The sequence below is a fragment of the Novosphingobium sp. PhB57 genome (genome assembly GCF_004342985.1).
Lineage (GTDB): Bacteria > Pseudomonadota > Alphaproteobacteria > Sphingomonadales > Sphingomonadaceae > Novosphingobium.
On record NZ_SMBO01000006.1, the window covers coordinates 15364 to 35220 of the forward strand.

Below are 19857 nucleotides of genomic sequence, written 5' to 3' on the forward strand. Positions count from 1 at the left end.
GCCCGAAGGAGAGGCAACTGTGACAGGTGATCGGAGAGCGGGCACCGCGCCTGCGATTGACGGGAGCAGATTGCTTCGATAGTCTCATTTGCGAACATAAGTTCACAATAACGAATTAATCGGGAGAGAGTCGCTGGATCAGGCTGGCTATGTCGATGGCGCTTTCGTGGCCGGGGCGGGCGCTTCATTCACGGTGCTCGATCCCTCGGACGAGAGCGTGGTGGCGCAGCTTTCCGGGCTGTCGGGCGCGCAAGTGGAGGCGGCGATTGCGGCGGCGCGGCGGTCTTTCGACACCGGTATGTGGCCCGGCCTTTCCATGCACGAGCGCGGCGCGGCGATGCTGCGCTTCGCCGATGCCATGGCTGCCCGTGCGGACCGGCTGAAGGACCTGGCCGTGCGCGAGGCAGGCTGTCCGGTTTCCTCCACGGTCATGGGCGCGCAAGTCGCCTCGCCGCTGCGCATGGCGCGCGAGATCGTCGAGATGTTCCTGCGCCTCCCGGAAATTGAGGACAACGCGCTGCCTCTGCACGAAAGGGTCAACGCTCATTTCGCAGTGCAGAGCGTCAAGCGCTGGTCGCCGATCGGGGTGGTGACGGCGATCTCCGCCTACAACGTGCCTTTCTACACCGCGCTCTGGAAAGTCGTGCCGGCGCTGATGGCGGGCAATACGGTGATCCTGCGGCCCAATCCGCTGACGCCGCTGTCTTCGCTGGTCTTCGCCGAAGCGGCCGAGGAAGCAGGGCTGCCCAAGGGCGTGTTCAACCTCGTGATCGAGGCGGGCGTCGAGGGCGCGCAGGCGCTGACCAGCGACCGCCGTGTGGACATGGTGAGCTTCACCGGATCCTCCTCCGTGGGCGTGGAAGTTGCGAAGCAGGCCGCGCCCACGCTCAAACGGCTGGTGCTCGAACTCGGCGGCAAGTCGGCGCAGATCTATCTGCCGGACTCGGTGGAGCGCGCGGCCATGGCGGCGCTGTCGGTCTGCACGTCGCACGCGGGGCAGGGCTGCGTGCTCGGCACCCGCGTCTTCGTGCCGCAGGAAAGCAAGGCCGAGGTGCTGGAGGCGATGGCGAAGCTGCTGGCCGGCGTGAAGATCGGCCTCGCGCGCGATCCGGCAACGCAGCTTGGTCCCGTGGTCAGCGCCGCCCAGCGCGCGCGTTGCGAGCATTTCGTTGCCGCCGCCGTGGAAGCAGGCGGCCGCGTCGTCTGCGGGGGCAAGCGGCCCGACAGCCTCGACAAGGGCTACTTCTTCGAACCCACCGTGCTCGACCTGCCCGACAATGCGAACCCTGCCGCGCAGGAGGAGATCTTCGGCCCGGTCGTTTCGGTAATCGGCTACCGCGATCTCGATCACGCGGTGGACATGGCCAATGACAGCCGCTTCGGCCTCTCCGGCTGGGTGCACGGCAAGGACAAGGTCAAGGCGCTGGAAGTGGGCCTGAAAATCCGCAGCGGCGCGGTGAACGTCAACGGCGCGCTGGCCTCCAGCCACGCCAGCGGCGGCGGCATCAAGATGAGCGGCCTCGGCCGCGAGCGCGGCGTCGAAGGCCTGCGCGAATTCCAGATCATGACCACGCTCAATATCGGCGGGTAGGGGGAGGACCGGGATGAAAGGACTGCTCGAAGGCAAAGTCGCATTGATAACTGGGGCCGGATCGGGAGTCGGCCGCGCGGCCTGCCTGCTCTTTGCCGAACACGGCGCGAAAGTGATCGCGGCGGATGTGAATGGTGACAATGCGGCGGAAACGGCGGAGTTGGTCCGCGCCCAGAACGGTGAGGCCATCGCCGCCGCGTGCGACGTTGCCGATCCGGCCTCCGTCGATGCTGCCGTGGCGGCGGGCGTCGAAGCCTACGGCCGGCTCGACTGCATCTACAACAACGCCGGCGTGACCATCAGCCCGATCCCCGGCAAGGGCTTGCGCACCCTCACCGAATGCGATGGGGAGGACATGCGCCGCGTGGCCGACGTCAACGTGATGGGCGTCGTCCACGGCTGCCAGTCGGCGATCCGGCAGTTCGAGAAGCAAGGCGGCGGCGGCGCCATCGTCTCCACCGCCTCGGTTGCCGGGCTGATCGGCTATGGCGGCGTGTTCTACGGCGCCACCAAGGGCGCGGTGGTCCAACTTACCCGCGCACTCGCCATCGAGGTGGCAGACAAGGGCATCCGCGTGAACGCGGTCTGCCCGGCGGGCATGCTCACCCATTATGCCGGGATGGACCCCGACAGCGAACACCGGGGCCGCATCCTCGAAGGCATGGGCCGCGTCCACCCGCTCGGCCGGGCGATCGATCCGCGCGACACCGCTTCGGCGGCGCTGTTCCTCTGTTCCGATCTCGCAAGCAACGTGACCGGCGTGAACCTTCCCGTGGACGGGGGGCTTTCGGCCGGACGAAAGGTAGGAGGCTGACCATGGCGACTTGTCCCTATTCCGGAAGCGATTCGCGCTCGAACGCGCTGGCATCGCTGCTCTCGGACAATCCGCGCTATGCCGAGATGTTCGATGTCGACAAAGTGGACGCCAATTCCGGCGTCGATCCCAGCCGCGATTATACCGAGGACATGAATGCCTTGCGCGATGCGGGCGCGGTCCACAAAGGCACCTTGCGCGAACTGCTGGGCGTGCCCGAGATGGTCCCGATGCTGGGCGCGCCGCGAGAGAACATGACGTTCTTCTCCTACCGCGCCTGCGAGATCGGCTTTCGCGAGAACCAGCTCTATTCCTCGGAAGGCTATAACGAGAGCGCGGGTGTGCGGACGCTGGGCACCACGATCCTCTCGATGGTCGGCAAGCCGCATAAGCGCCTCCGCTCCGCCGCGCAGCCGCTGTTCAAGCGGCCCAAGGTGCTGGACTGGTGGAACAAGCGCTGGATCGAGGAGACGGTGGACGTTCTGCTAGATCAGCTGCTCGACCGTGAGACCGCCGATCTCAATACCGAACTTTGCGCCCGCCTGCCGATGGCCACCGTCACCCGCGCCATCGGGCTGGAGGGCGAGGACGTGATCGAGTTCCGCTACCAGCTCAACCGCGCAACCTTCGGCGCCCGATACTTGAGACCGGAGGAAGCCGCCGAGGCGCGCGCCTGGGTGGACGGCACGCTGCGCCGCTTGATCGCGGAGAACCAGCGCGAGCCGGGCGACAACCTGATCGCCGGGCTGATCGGCTGCGAGATCACCCACGAGGACGGCTCCAAGCGGCCGCTGACCGAGGACGAGCTGTTCGGCTACTGCAAGCTTGCGATCTTCGCGGGCGGCGGCACCACATGGCGGCAGCTGGGCATCACCATCGACGCGCTGATGAACCACCGCCACTTCTGGGAAGCCTGTCGCGCCGACCGCAGCGTGATCGACCTCGCCGTGGAAGAGGGTCTGCGCTGGCGCGCGACCGACCCGGTGTTCATGCGCCTCTGCATGGAGGACACCGAGATGGAGGGCGTGAAAGTCCCCGCCGGAACCCGCATCCACTTGTGCCTCGGCGCCGCCAACCACGATCCAGACGTGTTCGACAAGCCGGAGGAATACGACATCTTCCGCCGCAAGGAGCATCACATGGGCTTCGGCTTCGGACCGCATCGGTGCCTTGGCATGGATGTCGCCCGGCAGGAGATGGTGGTGGCGATCAATGGCTTGCTCGACCGCTTCCCGAACATGACGCTCGATCCGGGCAAGCCGAAGCCGGAATATCGGGGCCTCGACCATCGCGGCATGTCGGCGGTGACGGTGAAACTGCGGTGAGCGACACGATGAAGCAGGTCGTGCTGGCCAGCTACGCCAGCGGCAATCCGAAGCCCTCGGACTTCCGCGTGGAAGATGCGCCGATCCCGCAGCCGGGCGAGGGCGAGGTGCTGCTGCGAACGCTGTGGCTCGGGCTGGACCCGCTGATCCGCTTCGCCATCGACGAGAAGCGGCTCTCCGGTGTCACCCAGGTCCATCCGGGCGAGGTCATGTACGGGCCGACCGTCAGCGCGGTGGTCGCCTCCAACCACCCCGGTTACGCGGTGGGCGACGTGGTGGAGGACCGCACCGGCTGGCGCGAATATGCCGTGGTCGCGCCGGACAAGGCCGACTGGCGCGGGCCGCCGAGAAAGCTCGACCCCGCGCTGGCACCGGTTTCCACTGCGCTGGGCGCGTTGGGCATGCCGGGGCAGACCGCGCACGCCTGCGTGATCGGCATCGGCCGCGTGGCGGCGGGCGAGACGGTGGTGATCTCGGCCGCGGCAGGCGCCGTGGGCAGCCTTGCCGGGCAGATCGCCCGGATTCGCGGTGCGCGCGTCGTCGGCATCGCCGGTGGTCCGGACAAGTGCCGGGGCCTGCTCGGTCTCGGCTTCGATGCCGCTGCCGACTACAAGGCCCCCGACTTCGCCGAACAACTCGCCAAGGCGCTGCCCGAGGGTGCGGACGTCTTCATCGACAATGTCGGCGGCGAGGTGATGCTCGCCGTCCTGCCGCACCTGAAGCGCGGCGCGCGCATGCCGGTCTGCGGATTCATTGCCTATTACGGCATGGGCATGGAGGGTCCGGGCCCCGACAAGCTGCCCGGTTTCTTCCGCGCGATCATGTCCAAGGGGCTGGAAATCAAAGGCTTCGGCGGCTTCCTTGTCGGCGGCCAGCAGGCGCTCGACGACATCGCCGGCTGGATCGCCGAGGGGCGGATCCGCTGCCCTGAATCGGTGGTCGAGGGATTGGAAGCCGCACCCGAAGCCTTCGCCGGGGTGTTTTCTGGCAACAGCCATCTAGGCAAGTTGCTGGTGAAGGTGTCAGGCTGACTCGCGATAACGATAAAATCGCAGGATGCCGCCATGACCATGCATACCCCTTCCGCGTCCTACCCGCCGCCGCCGCGCAAAACGGCGAACCCGGCGCCGCAGCGCCCGGCGAATTCGCTGCGCCGCACGTCCAGTATCGACGTGGCCTGGCCCGAGGGTGTCGATGGCGAGCGCCTCTTCGTTGGCCGCGCGCGCGATTTCCTCACCGGCGCGGACGGACAGGGCCGCACGCTTGCCGAGGGCGAATTCACCCTGCGGATGAGCGAGGACAAGACGATCACCCGGATCGCCGCCGATCCCGCCCCCGCGGAAATCGGCCGGCTTGTCGGCGCCCGCGCGGGCGGCCACTTGCGCATGCTGCTGCGCGAGGTCGTGCCCGAACTGATCGCGCGCGCGGACCCGCTCTATCTCGTGCTCGACGACTTGTCCGGCACCGCGCTGGTCTCCGCTTTTGCGTGGGGGCAGTGGTTTCCAGAGCGCATGGAGGTGCTGCGCAAACGGCTGAGCGGCGGGAACGAGGACGGCTCGGTGCTGGCCCAGCGCGCCAACGTCTGCTGGGGCCTGCAGGACGGCAACAGCGGCGTTACCGGCGGCGCCGCGCTGGAGAACGTCGCCGATGCCGATGCAGGCCACTTGCGCAATCCGGCGGACCCGGCGGGCTGGCACGCGTTCCTCGATCACGATGGCCCGGGCTTCCGCCGTGCTCGCCGGATCGACGTGACGTACGGCGCCGATCGCGGGACCATCCATATCGATTCCGCGTTCCAGGACAGCGCCAGGCTGCGCGAGGGCGGACGTGTCGCCATTCACGAATATAGCCTGGGCGCGACGGTGGACGCTGGCACGCTCGAAGTGATCGCCCTCGAACCGAAGGCGCACATCCTGCCGTTTCGCGAGTGTCCGGGGGCCGTGCACAATGTGACGCGGCTGGTCGGTCGCAATCTGGGCCAGGTGCGGGAGGACGTGCTGGAGATGCTGCGCGGGCCGGAAGGCTGCACCCATCTCAACGATGCGCTGCGCGCGCTGGCCGATGTGCCGCGGCTGGTCGAGCAATTGCGTCAGCCGGCGTGAGTGGGACAAGGTGACCGGGCGCAGCGGCCGGTTCGCAGGCAGACCGCCCCGGCGGTATCTCCCGCGGCGGATTTGCGGCGGACAACCGATTGGCGCACCACCCGGGCAGGTTTGCCGCAGGGGAGTGAGGCCGTGAACAATATCCGCATCAATGTCTCGTTCGACATGCGCTCGCCGGATTGGGCGACGCCGACGCCGCAGCTCTACCGGGCAGCGATCGAGATGGCGGCTTTCGTGGACGGTATCGGCGCCGACCAGATCGGGCTGATGCAGCACCACGGGTCGGACGACGGCTATCTGCCGCAGCCTTTCACCCTGGCCGGGGGTATGGCCGCGGTCACCAGCCGGATCCGGTTCATGCTGGGCGCGGTGGTGCTGCCGCTGCACGATCCGGTGGAACTGGCCGAGCAGATCGCCATCGTGGACCAGATGTCCAACGGGCGGCTCAACGTCATTTTCGGCGCCGGCTACGTCCCGTTCGAATTCGCCATGTTCCGCAAATCGCTCAAGGACCGTGCGCGGCTGATGGACGAGGGGCTGGAGATCATCCTGCGCGCGCTGAAGGGTGAGAAGTTCGAGTTCGACGGCCGCCCGATCTTCGTGCGCCCGCTGCCGGTCCAGGCAGCCGAGGACATCGTCATGGTCGGCGGCGGCGTACCTGCCTCGGCGCGGCGCGCGGCCAAATTCGGCGTGGGCTTCGGGCCGATGAAGCCGGAGCTGATCGATCTCTACCTGTCCGAATGCGAGCGGCTCGGCCATGCGCCCCGGACCTATTTCCGCCCGGTTCCGGGCATGCCGCTGGCCGTGCATCTATGCGAGGATCCGGAGGCGGGCTGGGAAGCCATCGCGCCTCACGCCGTCCACGTCATCACCGAATATGCCAAATGGGCCGAGCAGGAGGGCGATGGCTCTAACTCGCCTTTCAAGGGCCTGACCGATCCTGCCGCGCTGCGCCATGCCGGCATGTTCGCGGCCTGGACGCCGGACCAGCTGGTGGAAAGAGTGCGGGCGCTGGGGCCGGGCGGGCAAGTCGGCTTCCAGCCTCTGCTCGGCGGATTGTCGCCGGAAGAAGGCTGGAAGAGCCTCAGGTTGCTGGAGCGGACGATGCCGCGTCTGAAGGAAGCGGTGGCGGCCTGAGCCGCCTCTGCAAAATTCGTCTACCGCGAGTTTTCAGCGGGCTTTCAGGCGTCCTTCTTTTTCAACAGCACCGAACGCAGGCAGGACAGCGCCACTTCGCCGCGCTGGTTGGTCAGCTCGTGCTTGAACACGACGATGCCCTGCGTGGGCCGCGACTTGCTTTCGCGCATCTCCATGACTTCGCTCGTGCAGGTCAGCGTATCGCCGATGAAGGTCGGCTTGGGCGTCACCACTTTGTCGAAGCCGAGATTGGCGACGAGCGTGCCCACGGTGGTATCCGCGATCGACAGACCTACCGCCAGGCTGAAGGTGAAAGTCGAATTGACGAGAATCTGGCCGAATTCGCTTTTCTTTGCGAATTCCGCATCGAGGTGCAGCGGCTGCATATTGTGCGTCATGGCCGAGAACATCAGGTTGTCGGTCTCGGTGACCGTACGGCTCGGCTGGTGAGTGATCCGGTCACCCACGGTCCATTCGTCGAAAAAGCGCCCCGGCACGATCCTCTCTCCTTTTCATGATGTCCGGCCGGACCGCGGCAGCGCTCCGGCCGGAAACAGTGTTCAGCGTCCGACCACCCGGATTTGCGGAGCGCGTGTACCGCGCGGGATCGGTTGGTAGGCCAGGTCCACGCGGTCGATCCGGCGCGGGGGATTGGTCAGGTTGATGGCCCGGCTGCAGCCGCCGGTGTTGATGCGGGAATTCACGCGCACGCTCTGCTGGCGGCCGTTGTCGAAACGGAAGGTGTAGTTCGACAGGCGGATCGGGGCATTGCGCGTGCAGAGCTGGATCTGCCGATAGCGATTGCTGCCGGGAATGCGGATAGTGGTGCGGCTGCTGCCGGTGGCCACGGTCTGCGAGGCCAGCACCCGCCAGTTCGAGGGCGGCGCGGCATCGGCAGGGGCGAGGGAAAAGGCAAAGGTGCCAACAAGCGCGGCTGCGAAACAGGCAAATGAGCAGGCAGGAAGATACGAAAATTTCACGGGAAGTCTCCTCGTATCGAGTCCGCGCGAAGGTGCGGATGCAAGAGGGCTAGGCCGATCCGGAGGAACTGAAAATGCGGATTCTTCGGCCCAGCCCGTAACCTGCCTCAAGCCTCCGTCGGTTCGACCCGCGCGAGAAGCGCATCCACCTGGATCTGTGCGCCCGTTACGGCATTCAGCTCCGCCACCACGCCATCGAACGGCGCGGTGAGCGTGTGCTCCATCTTCATCGCTTCCAGGGTCAGCAGCTTCTGTCCCTTGGTGACGGCCTGCCCTTCGGCAACGGCTACTGCGATCACCTTGCCCGGCATCGGCGCCAGGATCGCGCCGGAGCCATCGGCCCCGCCATGCACGCCGTCGCGCCGCCAGGGGGTAAGCAGCCAGGCCTGCCCCTGCTCGGTCACCAGAACGGCGTCGTCCGGCTCCTCGCTGCCTTCTCCGGTCAGCGCGATCTCGACTTTCTCGCCGTCGAGCGAGAACCATGCCGACTGCGCAGGCGCGGCATTGAGGCGGAAGCCGGGAAGCGCGCGCACCGGAACCAGCGAATTGGCGGCCGCCTCCAGCACTTCGTCCGAAGGCCGGGGCGCCTCTGCCATGGCCTCGCCGTCGCGGCCGATCAGGCCGGTGTCGACCTTGCCCGCCGCGAAGTCGGGATGCTGCAGCGCTTTCACGAGGAAGGAGGCATTGGTGCGCACCGGCCAGACGGCGCTGTCTTCCAGCATTTCGCCCAGTCGCTCGCGCGCCTCTTCGCGGTCCTCGCCCCAGGCGATGACCTTGGCGATCATCGGGTCGTAGAACGGGGAGACTTCGGCGCCCTGATAGACGCCGGTATCGATACGGCCCCCTTCAGCCTCGCCGAATTCCAGCAGTTCCAGCTTGCCGATGCTGGGGAGGAAGCCCTTCGCCGGGTCTTCGGCATAGAGGCGCGCTTCCATCGCCCAGCCGTCGATAGTGAGATCTTCCTGCGACATCGGCAGCGCTTCGCCGCTGGCAACGCGAAGCTGCCATTCGACCAGATCGACACCGGTGATTTCCTCGGTCACCGGATGCTCGACCTGCAGGCGCGTGTTCATTTCCATGAACCAGATGCGATCGGCGGAAAGCTTGCCCGAACCGTCGGCAATGAACTCGATGGTGCCGGCGCCGACATAGTCGACCGCCCTGGCCGCACGCACCGCCGCCGCGCAGAGCGCCTCGCGCGTTGCCGAATCCATGCCCGGCGCGGGGGCTTCCTCGATCACCTTCTGGTGACGGCGCTGGAGCGAGCAATCGCGCTCGAACAAGTGGACGACGTTGCCGTGGCTGTCACCGAACACTTGTACTTCGATATGGCGCGGGCTGGCGATGTACTTCTCGATCAGCACATGGTCGTTGCCGAACGAGGACGCCGCCTCGCGCTTGCACGATGCCAGGGCGTCGACGAAATCCGCTGGCGCCTCGACCAGCCGCATGCCCTTGCCGCCGCCGCCGGCGACGGCCTTGATGAGCACCGGATAGCCGATCTTGGCGGCCTCTTCGGCCAGGAAAGCCGGCTCCTGGTTGGCGCCCATGTAGCCGGGCGTCACCGGCACTCCGGCCGCGGCCATCAGCGTCTTGGCTGCATCCTTGAGGCCCATCGCAGTGATCGAGGACGGGTTCGGGCCGACCCAGATCAGCCCCGCGTCCTTCACCGCCTGTGCGAACGCGGCGTTCTCCGAGAGGAAGCCGTAGCCGGGGTGGATCGCCTCGGCCCCGGTCTGCTTCGCGGCGGCGATGATCTTCTCACCGACAAGGTAGGATTCGCGCACGGCCGAGGGGCCGATATGCACTGCCTCGTCCGCCTCGCGCACATGCAGCGCATCGGCATCGGCGTCGGAATAGACCGCGACGGTTCGGATGCCGAGTTCCCGCGCGGTGCGGATGACGCGGCAGGCGATTTCGCCGCGATTGGCGATCAGCAGCGACTGGATCATGGGTGACGCTCCGGGAAACCGTGACGGGTGTGCAGCGCCGCAAGGACGCCCTCGATATCGTTGGCGAAGCCGCCCTCGGCAAAGGCCAGCGCTGGAAGGTTCTGGTTTTCCTCACCCAGCGCCGCGACCACCGCCGCACGCGGGCGCGGCCAGCCGACGCGGACGACCTCGATATTGCCCGCGCGATCGGGGAACAGCGCCAGCAGGCCTTCCACCGTCACGCAATCCTTGCAGTAGAAGCGCCGCTCGCCGCCGAACGCCGGATCGGCGTAGTCGGTGTCGAGGACGAAGAGAGTATCCTTGCCCATCGCCATCACATCCTGAACACGCCGAACTGCGGCTTTTCGGGGATCGGCGCTTCAAGGCAGGCGGCCAGCGCCAGCCCCAGCACATCGCGGGTCTGTGCCGGATCGATCACGCCATCATCCCACAGGCGCGCGGTCGCGTAGTAGGGATTGCCCTCATCCTCGTACTTCTGGCGGATCGGGGCCTTGAACGCCTCGGCCTCCTCGGGCGACCACTTGGCCGCGTCGCGGTGGACGGTGGCCAGCACCGAAGCAGCCTGCTCGCCGCCCATCACCGAGATGCGGGCATTGGGCCAGGTGAACAGGAAGCGCGGATCGTAAGCGCGCCCGCACATGCCGTAGTTGCCCGCACCGAACGAGCCACCGATCAGCACCGTGATCTTCGGCACCGTAGCGGTGGCGACGGCGGTGACCAGCTTGGCGCCGTGCTTGGCGATGCCCTCGGCCTCGTACTTGCCGCCGACCATGAAGCCCGAGATGTTCTGCAGGAACAGCAGCGGAATGCGGCGCTGGCAGGCGAGTTCGATGAAGTGCGCGCCCTTCTGCGCGGATTCGGAGAACAGCACGCCGTTGTTGGCGAGGATGGCCACCGGCTGGCCATGGATATGCGCGAAACCGCAGACCAGCGTGCTGCCGTAGAGCGCCTTGAACTCGTGGAATTCGCTGCCGTCGACAATGCGGGCGATCACTTCGTGCACGTCATAGGGCGCGCGCACGTCTTCCGGCACGATCGCGTAGAGTTCCTCGGGGTCGTACTTGGGCGGGCGCGGGGCACGCAGCGGCTGGTCGTGGTGATGCAGCGGGCCAAGGTGGCTGACGATATCGCGCACGATGGTCAGCGCATGTTCGTCGCTGTCGGCCAAATGATCGGTCACACCCGACTTGCGGCTGTGCAGATCGCCGCCGCCAAGGTCTTCGGCAGAAATCACCTCGCCCGTCGCCGCCTGCACCAGCGGCGGACCGGCCAGGAAGATCGTGCCCTGCTCCTTCACGATCACCGATTCGTCGCTCATCGCCGGCACATAGGCACCGCCGGCAGTGCAGCTGCCCATCACGCAGGCGACTTGCGGAATGCCCTTTGCGGACATCTGCGCCTGGTTGAAGAAGATGCGGCCGAAATGGTCGCGGTCCGGGAAGACTTCCGCCTGGTGCGGCAGGTTGGCGCCGCCGCTGTCGACCAGGTAGATGCACGGCAGGTTGTTTTCCTGGGCGATCTCCTGCGCGCGGACGTGCTTCTTCACGGTGATCGGGTAATAGGTGCCGCCTTTCACGGTGGCATCGTTGCACACGATCATGCACTGGCGCCCGGAAACGGTGCCGATGGCGGTAATCAGCCCCGCGCCGGGAATATCGTCCTCGTAGAGACCCTCGGCCGCGAGCTGGCCCAGCTCCAGCAGCGGAGAGCCGGGGTCGAGCAAGCGCTCCACCCGTTCGCGCGGCAGCAGCTTGCCGCGCGCGACATGGCGTTCCCGCGATTTTGCGTTTCCGCCCAGCGCTGCCGCGGCGACCTTGGCTCGCAATTCGTCAACCAGCGCGCGGTTGTGGGAATCGCGCGCCTGCGCCTCGGGACTGTCGAGATTCAGGCTTGTCTGGAGCACCGGTGCGCTCATGCTTGTTTCTCCGGTCCGGCCATTTCAGCCTCTTCCCAAGTTCGGATGATTTGTCTCACCTATGTAGACAAGGCAAAGCCCCAGCGGAAATTGAAAGTTTCCGTGCTTCGTAATAGATCGTGTCTATGATCGACCAATATCTCCTGCGCTATTTCCTCGCTGTGGCGGAAACCGGCAATTTCAGCCGCGCGGCGCGGGCGGTCAGCGTTACCCAGCCGACGCTTTCGGCGGGAATCGCCAAGCTGGAACGCGAACTGGGCGCGCGCCTGTTCGACAGGGATCGCCAGCGCGTTGCCCTGACCCCGGCGGGCAGCCGCTTCCTCATCCGCGCGCGCCGCATCGCCGCCGAATACGAGCACGCCCTGGTCGAACTGGCCGAGCCTGCCGAGCCCAGCCTGCTGCGCGTGGGCGTGCTGAACACCATCCCCACCCCCCTGATCGGCCGTGCCCTGGCCGCGCATCACGCGCGTTCGGGCGAAGCGCTGGAACTGCTCGACGGCAGTGAGCGCGATCTTGCCGAGCGCCTCGAACGCGGCCGGATCGACGTGGCGCTGACCGCCGTGCGGCCGCACCACGCCCGTTACCAGCCCGAAGTCCTGTCCCGCGAACGCTACATGATGGTGCTTCCGCCCGATCATCCCCTGGCCGGTGAGCGCGAGGTGCTTGCCGAACAACTCGCGCAGGATCGCATGGCCCTGCGCCGCCACTGCGAGGCGCTGCCCGAGATCAACCGCTTCTTCACCCAGCGCGGCGTGCGCCCGCGCTTCGTGCTCAAGACCATCAGCGACGAACGCGTCCTCTCGGTAATTCGCAGCGGTGCCGGGATCGGAATGATGCCGGAAGGTTTCGCCGATGGTTCGCTGCGCTTCGTTCCGGTGCGCGATTTCGAATTGGTGCGCGAAGTGGGGTTGCTCCATGCCGCGGCTCCGCGGGAAAGCGCATTCCTGGACAGCCTGCGCCGGCAACTTGGCCGGGCGACGGAGCGAGCAGAGACAGCCTAGGTTGCGAGTTGCTCGCTCAGCGATCGGGCGGAAGTGGCGAGCGCGGTTTTCAGGCTTGTCAGATCGCTGCGCAGGGCCGCGCCGATGCCGATGGCGACGAGGGCGTGGCTGGGCGCGACTCGCCGTTCTTGCCCCGTCTTCCAGACCGGGGCGGCGATGACCGTGACCCCGGCGATATAGTGCCCGGCATCGACGGCCACGCCGCTCTCCCGCGCCTCGGCCACCTGGGCGCACCAGTCCTCCCATGACGGCGCCTCATCCCAGCGCAGGGCCTCGAAACGGGGCTTGAGGTCTGCAATCTCATGATCGCCGAAAGCGGCGATGCAGCGCCCCGTGGCGGAAACCAGCGCGGGGAAGCGGCTGCCGACTTGCGTCGAGAGCTGAAAGTTCTGGCCGGACTGCGACATCGCGGTGACGATGATGTGGTCCAGCCCGAAGATCTGGACGCCGAGCGTGGTCAGCCCGAATTCGCGCGCCACCCGGTCGAGAACCGGCTGGGCAAGGTCGTTGAACTGGTCCCGCCGCAGCCAGGCACGGGCGAGCGTCAGCACGCCGGCATCGAGAGCATAGCGCTTGGTATCGGCATCGAAAGCCACGAGATCCTCGGTCACGAGCGCCCGCAAGACATAGAGGCAGGTGCTGGGCACGAGGTTCAGCTCGCGGGCGATGGCCTGCACCCCCATCGGCGTGCCGCGCTTGCCGAGCAGACGCAGTACCGCTGCCGCCCGGGCGATGGCAGGGGCCTTGCTGGCGCGCACGGCGTCTTCGAGAGGGTCTGGTCTGCTCATCGTTCAATATACAGAATAACATTCAATATTTACAAAACAAGCCTGCTTCCTCACATTTGTTGAACACAAGGACAAATGACCGGCCGCTGAGTCGTGTCGGTGCGGAGTGGGATGAGCGATGGTTAGGCTGACCGAACTGACAAGCTATGCCGATGCGCAGGCGCAGGCCTCGTCGGCCGCGCTGTGGGACCTGTTCGACGGCGACCGCGACGTGCTCAACATCGCTCACGAATGCATCACCCGTCATGCCGATGGTTCGGGCCGTCCCGCGGTGCGCATCGCGCATGCAGATGGTCGTGACGAGATCCTGAGTTTCGACAAGATCGCTGCCGGTGCCGCGCGGTTCGCGCATTGGCTGGACGCGGAGGGCGTGAAGCCGGGCGAGCGCATCGCCTTTATGCTCGAACCCTCGCTGCCGTTCTACGTCTGCCTGTTCGGCGCGATGCAGACCGGCGCGATCTCGGTGCCGCTGTTCACACTGTTCGGGCCGGACGCGCTGAAGCTGCGCATCGACGACTGCAAGCCCGCCATCCTCATCACCAATGCCGAGAAAGCCGACCTCGCGCGCGGCGCGGTGACGGCCGAGAATGGGCTGCGCGTGATCGTCGCCGACGATGGCCTGCTGGACGAGATCGCGAAGTTCCCGGCGACTTACGAGCCGAAGACCAAGGCCGGCGACCTCGCCGTGTTCCAATATACCAGCGGCACCACGCGTGAGCTTCCGGAGGCGGTGAAGCATACGCACAAGGCGCTCGTCACCCTCATGTTCGCGGCGCTCTACGGCACGGGAATCCGTCCGGGGGACGAGTTCTTCTGCCCGTCCTCGCCCGCATGGGGACACGGCCTGTGGCACGGCACGCTGGCGCCGCTGGGGCTTGGCGTCACCACCGGGACGTTCGCCGGGCGCTTCGATCCGGTGCGGCTGATGCAGGCGCTGGACGATTACGGCATTACCAATATGTCGGCGGCGGCAACGCACTACCGGATGATGAAGAACAGCGGCGCGGCGGGGAACTTCGCGTTCCACTTCCGCAAGCTGTCCTACACCGGCGAGCCGATTGACCCGGCGACGCTGGAATTCATCGACGAGGCTTTCAAGGTGCCCGTCTGCTCGATGTATGGCACCACCGAGATCGGTGTGGTGCTGGTGAACTATCCCGGTGCGAACGACTTTACGGTGAAGCCCGGCTCGCTGGGCAAGGCGGTTCCCGGGCAGAAGCTGGAAGTGCAGCGCCCCGATGGTACGCCCACCGCGCCCGGTGAGATCGGTGAGCTGATGCTCTGGCGGGGCGGCTCCTGGATGACCACCAAGGACCGCGCGAAGATCGACGAGGACGGCTACTTCTACCACTGCGGCCGCGCCGATGACGTGATCATCTCGGCGGGCTGGACGATGTCTGCCGTCGAGATCGAGAACACCATGCTGCGGCATGAGAACGTCCTCGAATGCGGCGTGATCGGCGTGCCGGACGAACAGCGCGGGCAAGTGGTGAAGGCCTTCGTCGTCGCCAATCGTGCCGGCGACGATGTCTTCGTCAAGGAGCTTCAGGACTTCACCCGCGAGCGTCTGGCCCAGCACGAATTCCCGCGCGTGGTGGAGTTCGTGGATGAGCTTCCCAAGAACCCGGCCGGCAAGGTCCACCGCAAGATGCTGCGCGATCGGGAGGCGGCGAAGGCCGCTGAAGCGGTCGGCTGAAGACCAATCTCGAGAATTTAGGAGAGTACCGAAATGGCAACCACAGCAGAGCCCCAATCCAAGTTCCCCAAGATCACCGAGGCCGGCCTCGACGATCTGCGTGCCCGCATCGGCGTGAAGATCGAGAACACCGTCGAGCCGTGGAACTATGAAGCCACCCGCGACGCGATCCGCCACTATGCCCACGGCATTGGCGACGACAATCCGCTGTGGTGCGATCCGGAATATGCCGCGAAGACCAAGTACGGCTCGATCGTTGCGCTGCCTTCGTTCCTGTTCACCACCAGCCGCATCGTCTCGGGCTACTGCGGCGGTCTTTCGGGCGTGCACGCCATGTGGGCGGGTGCGGACTGGACCTGGCACAAGCCGGTGCTGCGCAACGACACGATCACCACGGTCGCCTATCTGAAGGATCTGGTCGAGCATCAGACCAAGTTCGCGGGCCGCTCTTTCCAGCAGATCTACCACGTAGACTTCTTCAACCAGAACGGCGAGCAGGTTGCCGGCGCGGACAGCTGGGTGTTCCGCACCGACCGTGACGAGGCGCGCGAGCGTGGCACCAAGTACACCGAAGCACGCGGCCGCGTGGAGCCGTTCACGCAGGAACAGCTGGACGAATTCTACGACATCTACGACCAGGAAGAGATCCGCGGTGCCACCCCGCGTTACTTCGAGGATGTGAACGTCGGCGACAAGCTGCCGCCGATGATGAAGGGGCCGATGACGGTCACCGGCTTCATCTGCTACGCGCAGGGCTGGGGCGGCCTTTACATCCGCGCCAACAAGCTGGCCTACAAGATGCAGAAGGCGCACCCGGGCCTGGGCATCCGCAACCGCTTCAACGTGCCGGACTGCCCCGAGCGCGTGCACTGGGACGAAGCTTTCGCCCTCGAAGTGGGCGCGCCGGGCGCATACGATTACGGCCCGGAGCGCTGCTCGTGGCTGACGCACCACATGACCAACTGGATCGGCGACGACGGCTTCCTCACCAAGTCCGACTGCCAGATCCGCCGCCACAACCCGGACGGCGATGCCATCATCATCACCGGCGAAGTGACGCGCAAGTTCGAGGAAGGCGGCAAGAAGTTCGTCGAAGTGGCGCAGAAGGCCACCACCCATCGCGGTGAGCTTTCGGCCTTCGGCACCGCCGTCGCGGAACTGCCCAGCAAGGCATGATCGCCGCATAACGGGGGAGCGATTTCGGCCCGGACCTTTGCGAAAGGTTCGGGCCGTGTCGTATGCTGGCCTGAATAATAACGGAGAGCTTATGGGACAGGATCAGGCCGCGCCGCAGTTCGAAGCCAGTGGCGATGTGCGGGTGCCTGCCTTCGTCCTACCGGTTTCCGACCTGCTGAGTGAGGAAGCGGCGGCCTTCCAGCGAGCCAGGGCGACCACACCGGCGTTCGATGCGGCGGGCGAACAGGAAGCGGACGTCGCGGTGCGGCGTGAGCAGATCAACGCTTATGCCGCCGCCGGCGTGGCGCGGCTGCGAGAGAACTTCGCGGTCGAAATCGTGCCCAAGGTGATCGGCGGCGTCGAAGTGCTCGACGTCACCCCCGCCGATGGCAGCCACGATCCGCAGCGCGTGCTTATCAACCTGCACGGCGGGGCCTTCACCGTGGGGTGGGATGGAATCGCGCTGATGGAGGCGATCCCTATCGCCGCGCTCGGCAAGTTCCGCGTCGTCAGCGTCAACTATCGCATGGCGCCCGAGCATCGCCATCCGGCAGGGGTGGAGGATGTCGCGGCGGTCTATGCCGCGTTGCTGACGGACTATGCCCCGGGCCGGATCGGCATCTACGGCGGATCGGCAGGCGGCGCTCTTACCGCGCAGGCGGCGGCTTGGCTTCCGGCACATGGACTGCCGCAGGCGGGCGCGGTCGGCATTTTCGGCGCGGGCGGCGTGCCGTTCGGGGCCGGAGAGTCGGCCTACGTCGCAGGCTATATCGACGGCTCGTTCCCACCGCCGCCCGCTGACGGCAGCACGGCCATCGACATAACCCGCGGCTATTTCGACGGCTGCGACCCGCGCGATCCCAGCGCCTGGCCGGGCTATCATCTCGATGTGCTGGCCACGTTCCCGCCCACGCTCGTCATCACCGGCACGCGCGCCATGGACCTCAGCCCGGCGATCTTCACCAACTCGCAATTGCTCAAGGCAGGCGTGCGCTCGACGCTGATCGTGGGTGAGGGAATGGGCCACTGCTACCACTACAATATCGGCATTCCCGAGGGGCGTGATGCCGTGGCGGCGATCCTCTCTTTCTTTCGCGAGAACCTGGCCTGATGTCTGCAAAAGAACCTTGGGCCGGCCCGCTCGCCGGGGTGCGGGTGATCGATTTCACCCGCGTGCTCGCAGGCCCCGCCGCCTCGCTGGCGCTGGCCGACATGGGCGCCGAAGTGTTCAAGATCGAACCGCCCGGCACTGGCGATGAGACGCGCACTTTCCCGCCGGTCCGCGATGGCGAGAGCCACTATTACCTCGCGGTCAATCGCGGGAAGAAGTCCATCGTCGTCGACCTCAAGAGTGAGGAAGGGCTGGCGCTCGTCCGCGATCTGGCGGCCAAGTGCGACGTGCTGGTGGAGAACTACCGCCCCGGTGTGATGGACCGACTGGGCCTTGGCTACGAAGCCATGAAGGCGATCAATCCGCGCCTGATCTATTGCTCGATCTCCGGCTATGGCCAGACCGGGCCGCTGAAGGACCGGCCGAGTTTCGATATCGTACTCCAGGCCATGTCCGGCGCGCTGTCGATGAACGGCGAGCCGGACGGACTGCCGACCAAGCTGGGCATTCCGCTGGGCGATCTGGTCGGCGGGATCAACGGCCCGATCGGCATCCTCTCGGCGCTCTACGAGCGTGAGCGGACGGGCGTGGGGCGGCATATCGACGTCAGCCTGATGGACGGGCTGATCGGCATGCTCGGCTACATCGCGCAGCTTGCCTTCTTCAACGGCACCGATCCGAGCCGGGTGGGGTCGCAGCATCCCAACCTCGTGCCCTACGGGATCTTCCCGGCGCGGGAGGGTTCGATCGTCGTCGCCTGCCTGACTCCGGGGTTCTGGAGCCGCATCTGCCGCTCCATCGAGCGGCCCGAACTGATCGAGGATCGGCGCTACGACACGCTGGAAAAGCGCCGCGATGCAAGGGCGGAAGTGAACGCCATCGTTAGCGCCTTTACCGAGCGGTACAGCGTGGACGAACTGGTCGCGATTTTCACCGCGCACGAAGTGCCGCATGCGCCGATCCTGGGCGTCTCGGAAGCGTTGGCGCAGCCGCAGGCGGTTGAGCGCGAAATGGTGGTGGAAACGCAGCACAAGACCTTGGGACCGATCCCCATCGTGGGCCGCCCGATCCGCTTTACTGACGCGCCGCAGCCGGTGCCCACCGCGCCGCCGGTGCTGGGCGAGCACACCGATTTCATTCTGGAAGACGTGCTCGATCTATCGCCCGAGCGGATCGCGGCGCTCAGGGCGTCGGGCATCGTTGCGTGAGGCCCGAACCTTCGTCATTGCGAACGCAGTGAAGCAATCCAGGGCGGTTGGGGCGGCCCTGGATTGCCGCGCGGCTTTGCCGCTCGCAATGACGATGAGTGGAGATGACTATGCCAGACCTGCGCTTCGACAATAGAGTCGCCGTGATCACCGGCGGCGGGCGCGGGCTGGGCCGGGCCCATGCGCTGCTGCTGGCAAGCCGGGGCTGCAAGATCGTGGTCAACGACCCCGGCGTGTCGATGGCGGGCGACGCCACCGAAGAAGGCCCCGCCGAAGCGCTCGCCGCCGAGATTCGCGCCTTGGGCGGAGAGGCCGTGGCAAACACCGACAGCGTCGCCACGCCGGAGGGCGGGAAGGCGATCGTCCAGTCGGCGCTCGATGCTTTCGGGCGGATCGATATTCTGATCCACTCGGCCGGCAATGTGCGGCGCGGCAGCCTCAGCGAACTTGGCTACGAGGATTTCACCGCCGTCCTCGATGTCCACCTGAAGGGGGCTTATCATGTGGTGCGCGAGGCTTTCCCACATATGATGGCGCAGGGCTACGGCCGCATCGTGCTGACCAGTTCGATCAACGGCCTCTACGGCAAGTCGGACAATGTGACTTACGCGATGTGCAAGGCCGGTTTCATGGGCCTGTCCAACACCGCGGCGATCGAGGGGCAGCACGCCAATGTGAAGTCCAACCTGATCGTCCCGGCCGCCGTCACCCGCATGTCGGAAGGGATCGACACCAGCCAGTTCCCGCCGATGGAGCCTGAGCAGGTGGCGCCGATGGTCGGCTACCTTTGCCATGAGGACTGCGAGGCTTCAGGCGAGATGTTCGTCGCCATGGGCGGCCGTCTGGCGCGCGCCAAGATCGTCGAGAACGAGGGCGCCTTCCGCAAGGACTGGAGCCTGGAACAAGTCGCCGCCGAGATCGGCGCGATCCGCGACGGCGGCGAGACGCTGGCATTTCCGCCAGTGCCGGACGGGCAGCTCGAACATCTGCTCTATGGCTTCGGCATGATCCGCGCCGCCACGGCCTGACCGCCAGAACGGAAAAGCCCGCCCGGTCTCGCG

The 19857-nt window shown here is 66.4% G+C and carries 18 protein-coding genes; 12 read left to right on the forward strand and 6 right to left on the reverse strand.

What is annotated here, in order from left to right; all coding sequences use genetic code 11:
* Nucleotides 1–166 precede the first annotated feature (166 nt).
* The 6 genes from EDF58_RS17585 (at nucleotide 167) to EDF58_RS17610 (ending at nucleotide 6969) form a co-directional block, all read left to right on the forward strand.
* On the forward strand, nucleotides 167–1591 hold the full coding sequence (locus tag EDF58_RS17585) for an aldehyde dehydrogenase family protein (RefSeq protein WP_243654345.1): 1425 nt from the start codon (nucleotides 167–169) through the stop codon (nucleotides 1589–1591).
* 13 nt (nucleotides 1592–1604) lie between these two features.
* Nucleotides 1605–2405, forward strand: coding sequence for an SDR family oxidoreductase (locus tag EDF58_RS17590; protein WP_132267962.1), 801 nt, complete (start codon nucleotides 1605–1607; stop codon nucleotides 2403–2405).
* A 2-nt stretch (nucleotides 2406–2407) separates the two neighbouring features.
* Nucleotides 2408–3730 carry a cytochrome P450 gene (locus EDF58_RS17595; protein WP_132267963.1) on the forward strand — a complete coding sequence of 441 codons (1323 nt, stop codon included), beginning with the start codon at nucleotides 2408–2410 and terminating at the stop codon, nucleotides 3728–3730.
* The gene (locus EDF58_RS17600) at nucleotides 3727–4761 is read left to right on the forward strand and encodes an NADP-dependent oxidoreductase (RefSeq protein WP_132267965.1); all 1035 of its coding nucleotides are present in this window, start codon (nucleotides 3727–3729) and stop codon (nucleotides 4759–4761) included. Before EDF58_RS17595 ends, EDF58_RS17600 begins: the two co-directional genes overlap by 4 nt.
* Before the next feature lie 33 nt (nucleotides 4762–4794).
* Nucleotides 4795–5832, forward strand: coding sequence for a DUF2889 domain-containing protein (locus EDF58_RS17605; RefSeq protein WP_243654346.1), 1038 nt, complete (start codon nucleotides 4795–4797; stop codon nucleotides 5830–5832).
* A gap of 132 nt (nucleotides 5833–5964) precedes the next feature.
* Complete coding sequence (locus EDF58_RS17610; protein ID WP_132267967.1) at nucleotides 5965–6969, forward strand: LLM class flavin-dependent oxidoreductase; 1005 nt, start codon at nucleotides 5965–5967, stop codon at nucleotides 6967–6969.
* Between the two features lie 44 nt (nucleotides 6970–7013).
* Here EDF58_RS17610 and EDF58_RS17615 read toward each other — a convergent pair whose 3' ends face one another.
* From EDF58_RS17615 to EDF58_RS17635, 5 genes are all read right to left on the reverse strand, one after another.
* Nucleotides 7014–7466 (reverse strand): MaoC family dehydratase, encoded by a 453-nt coding sequence (locus EDF58_RS17615; protein ID WP_132267969.1) that lies wholly within the window; start codon nucleotides 7464–7466, stop codon nucleotides 7014–7016.
* A 63-nt stretch (nucleotides 7467–7529) separates the two neighbouring features.
* Complete coding sequence (locus EDF58_RS17620; RefSeq protein ID WP_132267970.1) at nucleotides 7530–7949, reverse strand: hypothetical protein; 420 nt, start codon at nucleotides 7947–7949, stop codon at nucleotides 7530–7532.
* Nucleotides 7950–8056: 107 nt separating this feature from the next.
* Nucleotides 8057–9901, reverse strand: a complete 1845-nt coding sequence (locus tag EDF58_RS17625; RefSeq protein WP_132267972.1) for an acetyl/propionyl/methylcrotonyl-CoA carboxylase subunit alpha — start codon at nucleotides 9899–9901, stop codon at nucleotides 8057–8059.
* Nucleotides 9898–10209, reverse strand: a complete 312-nt coding sequence (locus EDF58_RS17630; protein WP_132267974.1) for a DUF3088 family protein — start codon at nucleotides 10207–10209, stop codon at nucleotides 9898–9900. The genes EDF58_RS17625 and EDF58_RS17630 overlap by 4 nt, the downstream gene beginning before the upstream one ends.
* Before the next feature lie 5 nt (nucleotides 10210–10214).
* Complete coding sequence (locus EDF58_RS17635; RefSeq protein WP_132267976.1) at nucleotides 10215–11816, reverse strand: carboxyl transferase domain-containing protein; 1602 nt, start codon at nucleotides 11814–11816, stop codon at nucleotides 10215–10217.
* A gap of 125 nt (nucleotides 11817–11941) precedes the next feature.
* Here EDF58_RS17635 and EDF58_RS17640 point away from each other — a divergent pair, with 125 nt between their 5' ends.
* Entirely contained in the window at nucleotides 11942–12817 is an 876-nt protein-coding gene (locus EDF58_RS17640; RefSeq protein ID WP_132267977.1) for a LysR family transcriptional regulator, read from the forward strand.
* On the opposite strand, the gene EDF58_RS17645 is transcribed toward EDF58_RS17640, so the two are convergent.
* On the reverse strand, nucleotides 12814–13605 hold the full coding sequence (locus EDF58_RS17645; protein ID WP_132267979.1) for an IclR family transcriptional regulator C-terminal domain-containing protein: 792 nt from the start codon (nucleotides 13603–13605) through the stop codon (nucleotides 12814–12816). The genes EDF58_RS17640 and EDF58_RS17645 overlap by 4 nt on opposite strands.
* Nucleotides 13606–13723: 118 nt before the next feature.
* Between EDF58_RS17645 and EDF58_RS17650 the strand changes: the two genes are divergently transcribed.
* From EDF58_RS17650 to EDF58_RS17670, 5 genes are all read left to right on the forward strand, one after another.
* Complete coding sequence (locus EDF58_RS17650) at nucleotides 13724–15301, forward strand: AMP-binding protein (RefSeq protein ID WP_132267980.1); 1578 nt, start codon at nucleotides 13724–13726, stop codon at nucleotides 15299–15301.
* Nucleotides 15302–15334: 33 nt separating this feature from the next.
* Nucleotides 15335–16477: a MaoC family dehydratase N-terminal domain-containing protein gene (locus EDF58_RS17655; protein ID WP_132267982.1), complete on the forward strand. Its 1143-nt coding sequence runs from the start codon at nucleotides 15335–15337 to the stop codon at nucleotides 16475–16477.
* Between the two features lie 91 nt (nucleotides 16478–16568).
* On the forward strand, nucleotides 16569–17588 hold the full coding sequence (locus EDF58_RS17660) for an alpha/beta hydrolase (protein ID WP_132267984.1): 1020 nt from the start codon (nucleotides 16569–16571) through the stop codon (nucleotides 17586–17588).
* The gene (locus EDF58_RS17665) at nucleotides 17588–18796 is read left to right on the forward strand and encodes a CoA transferase (protein WP_132267986.1); all 1209 of its coding nucleotides are present in this window, start codon (nucleotides 17588–17590) and stop codon (nucleotides 18794–18796) included. Before EDF58_RS17660 ends, EDF58_RS17665 begins: the two co-directional genes overlap by 1 nt.
* A 110-nt stretch (nucleotides 18797–18906) precedes the next feature.
* Nucleotides 18907–19824, forward strand: coding sequence for an SDR family NAD(P)-dependent oxidoreductase (locus EDF58_RS17670; protein ID WP_132268705.1), 918 nt, complete (start codon nucleotides 18907–18909; stop codon nucleotides 19822–19824).
* Nucleotides 19825–19857 lie beyond the last annotated feature (33 nt).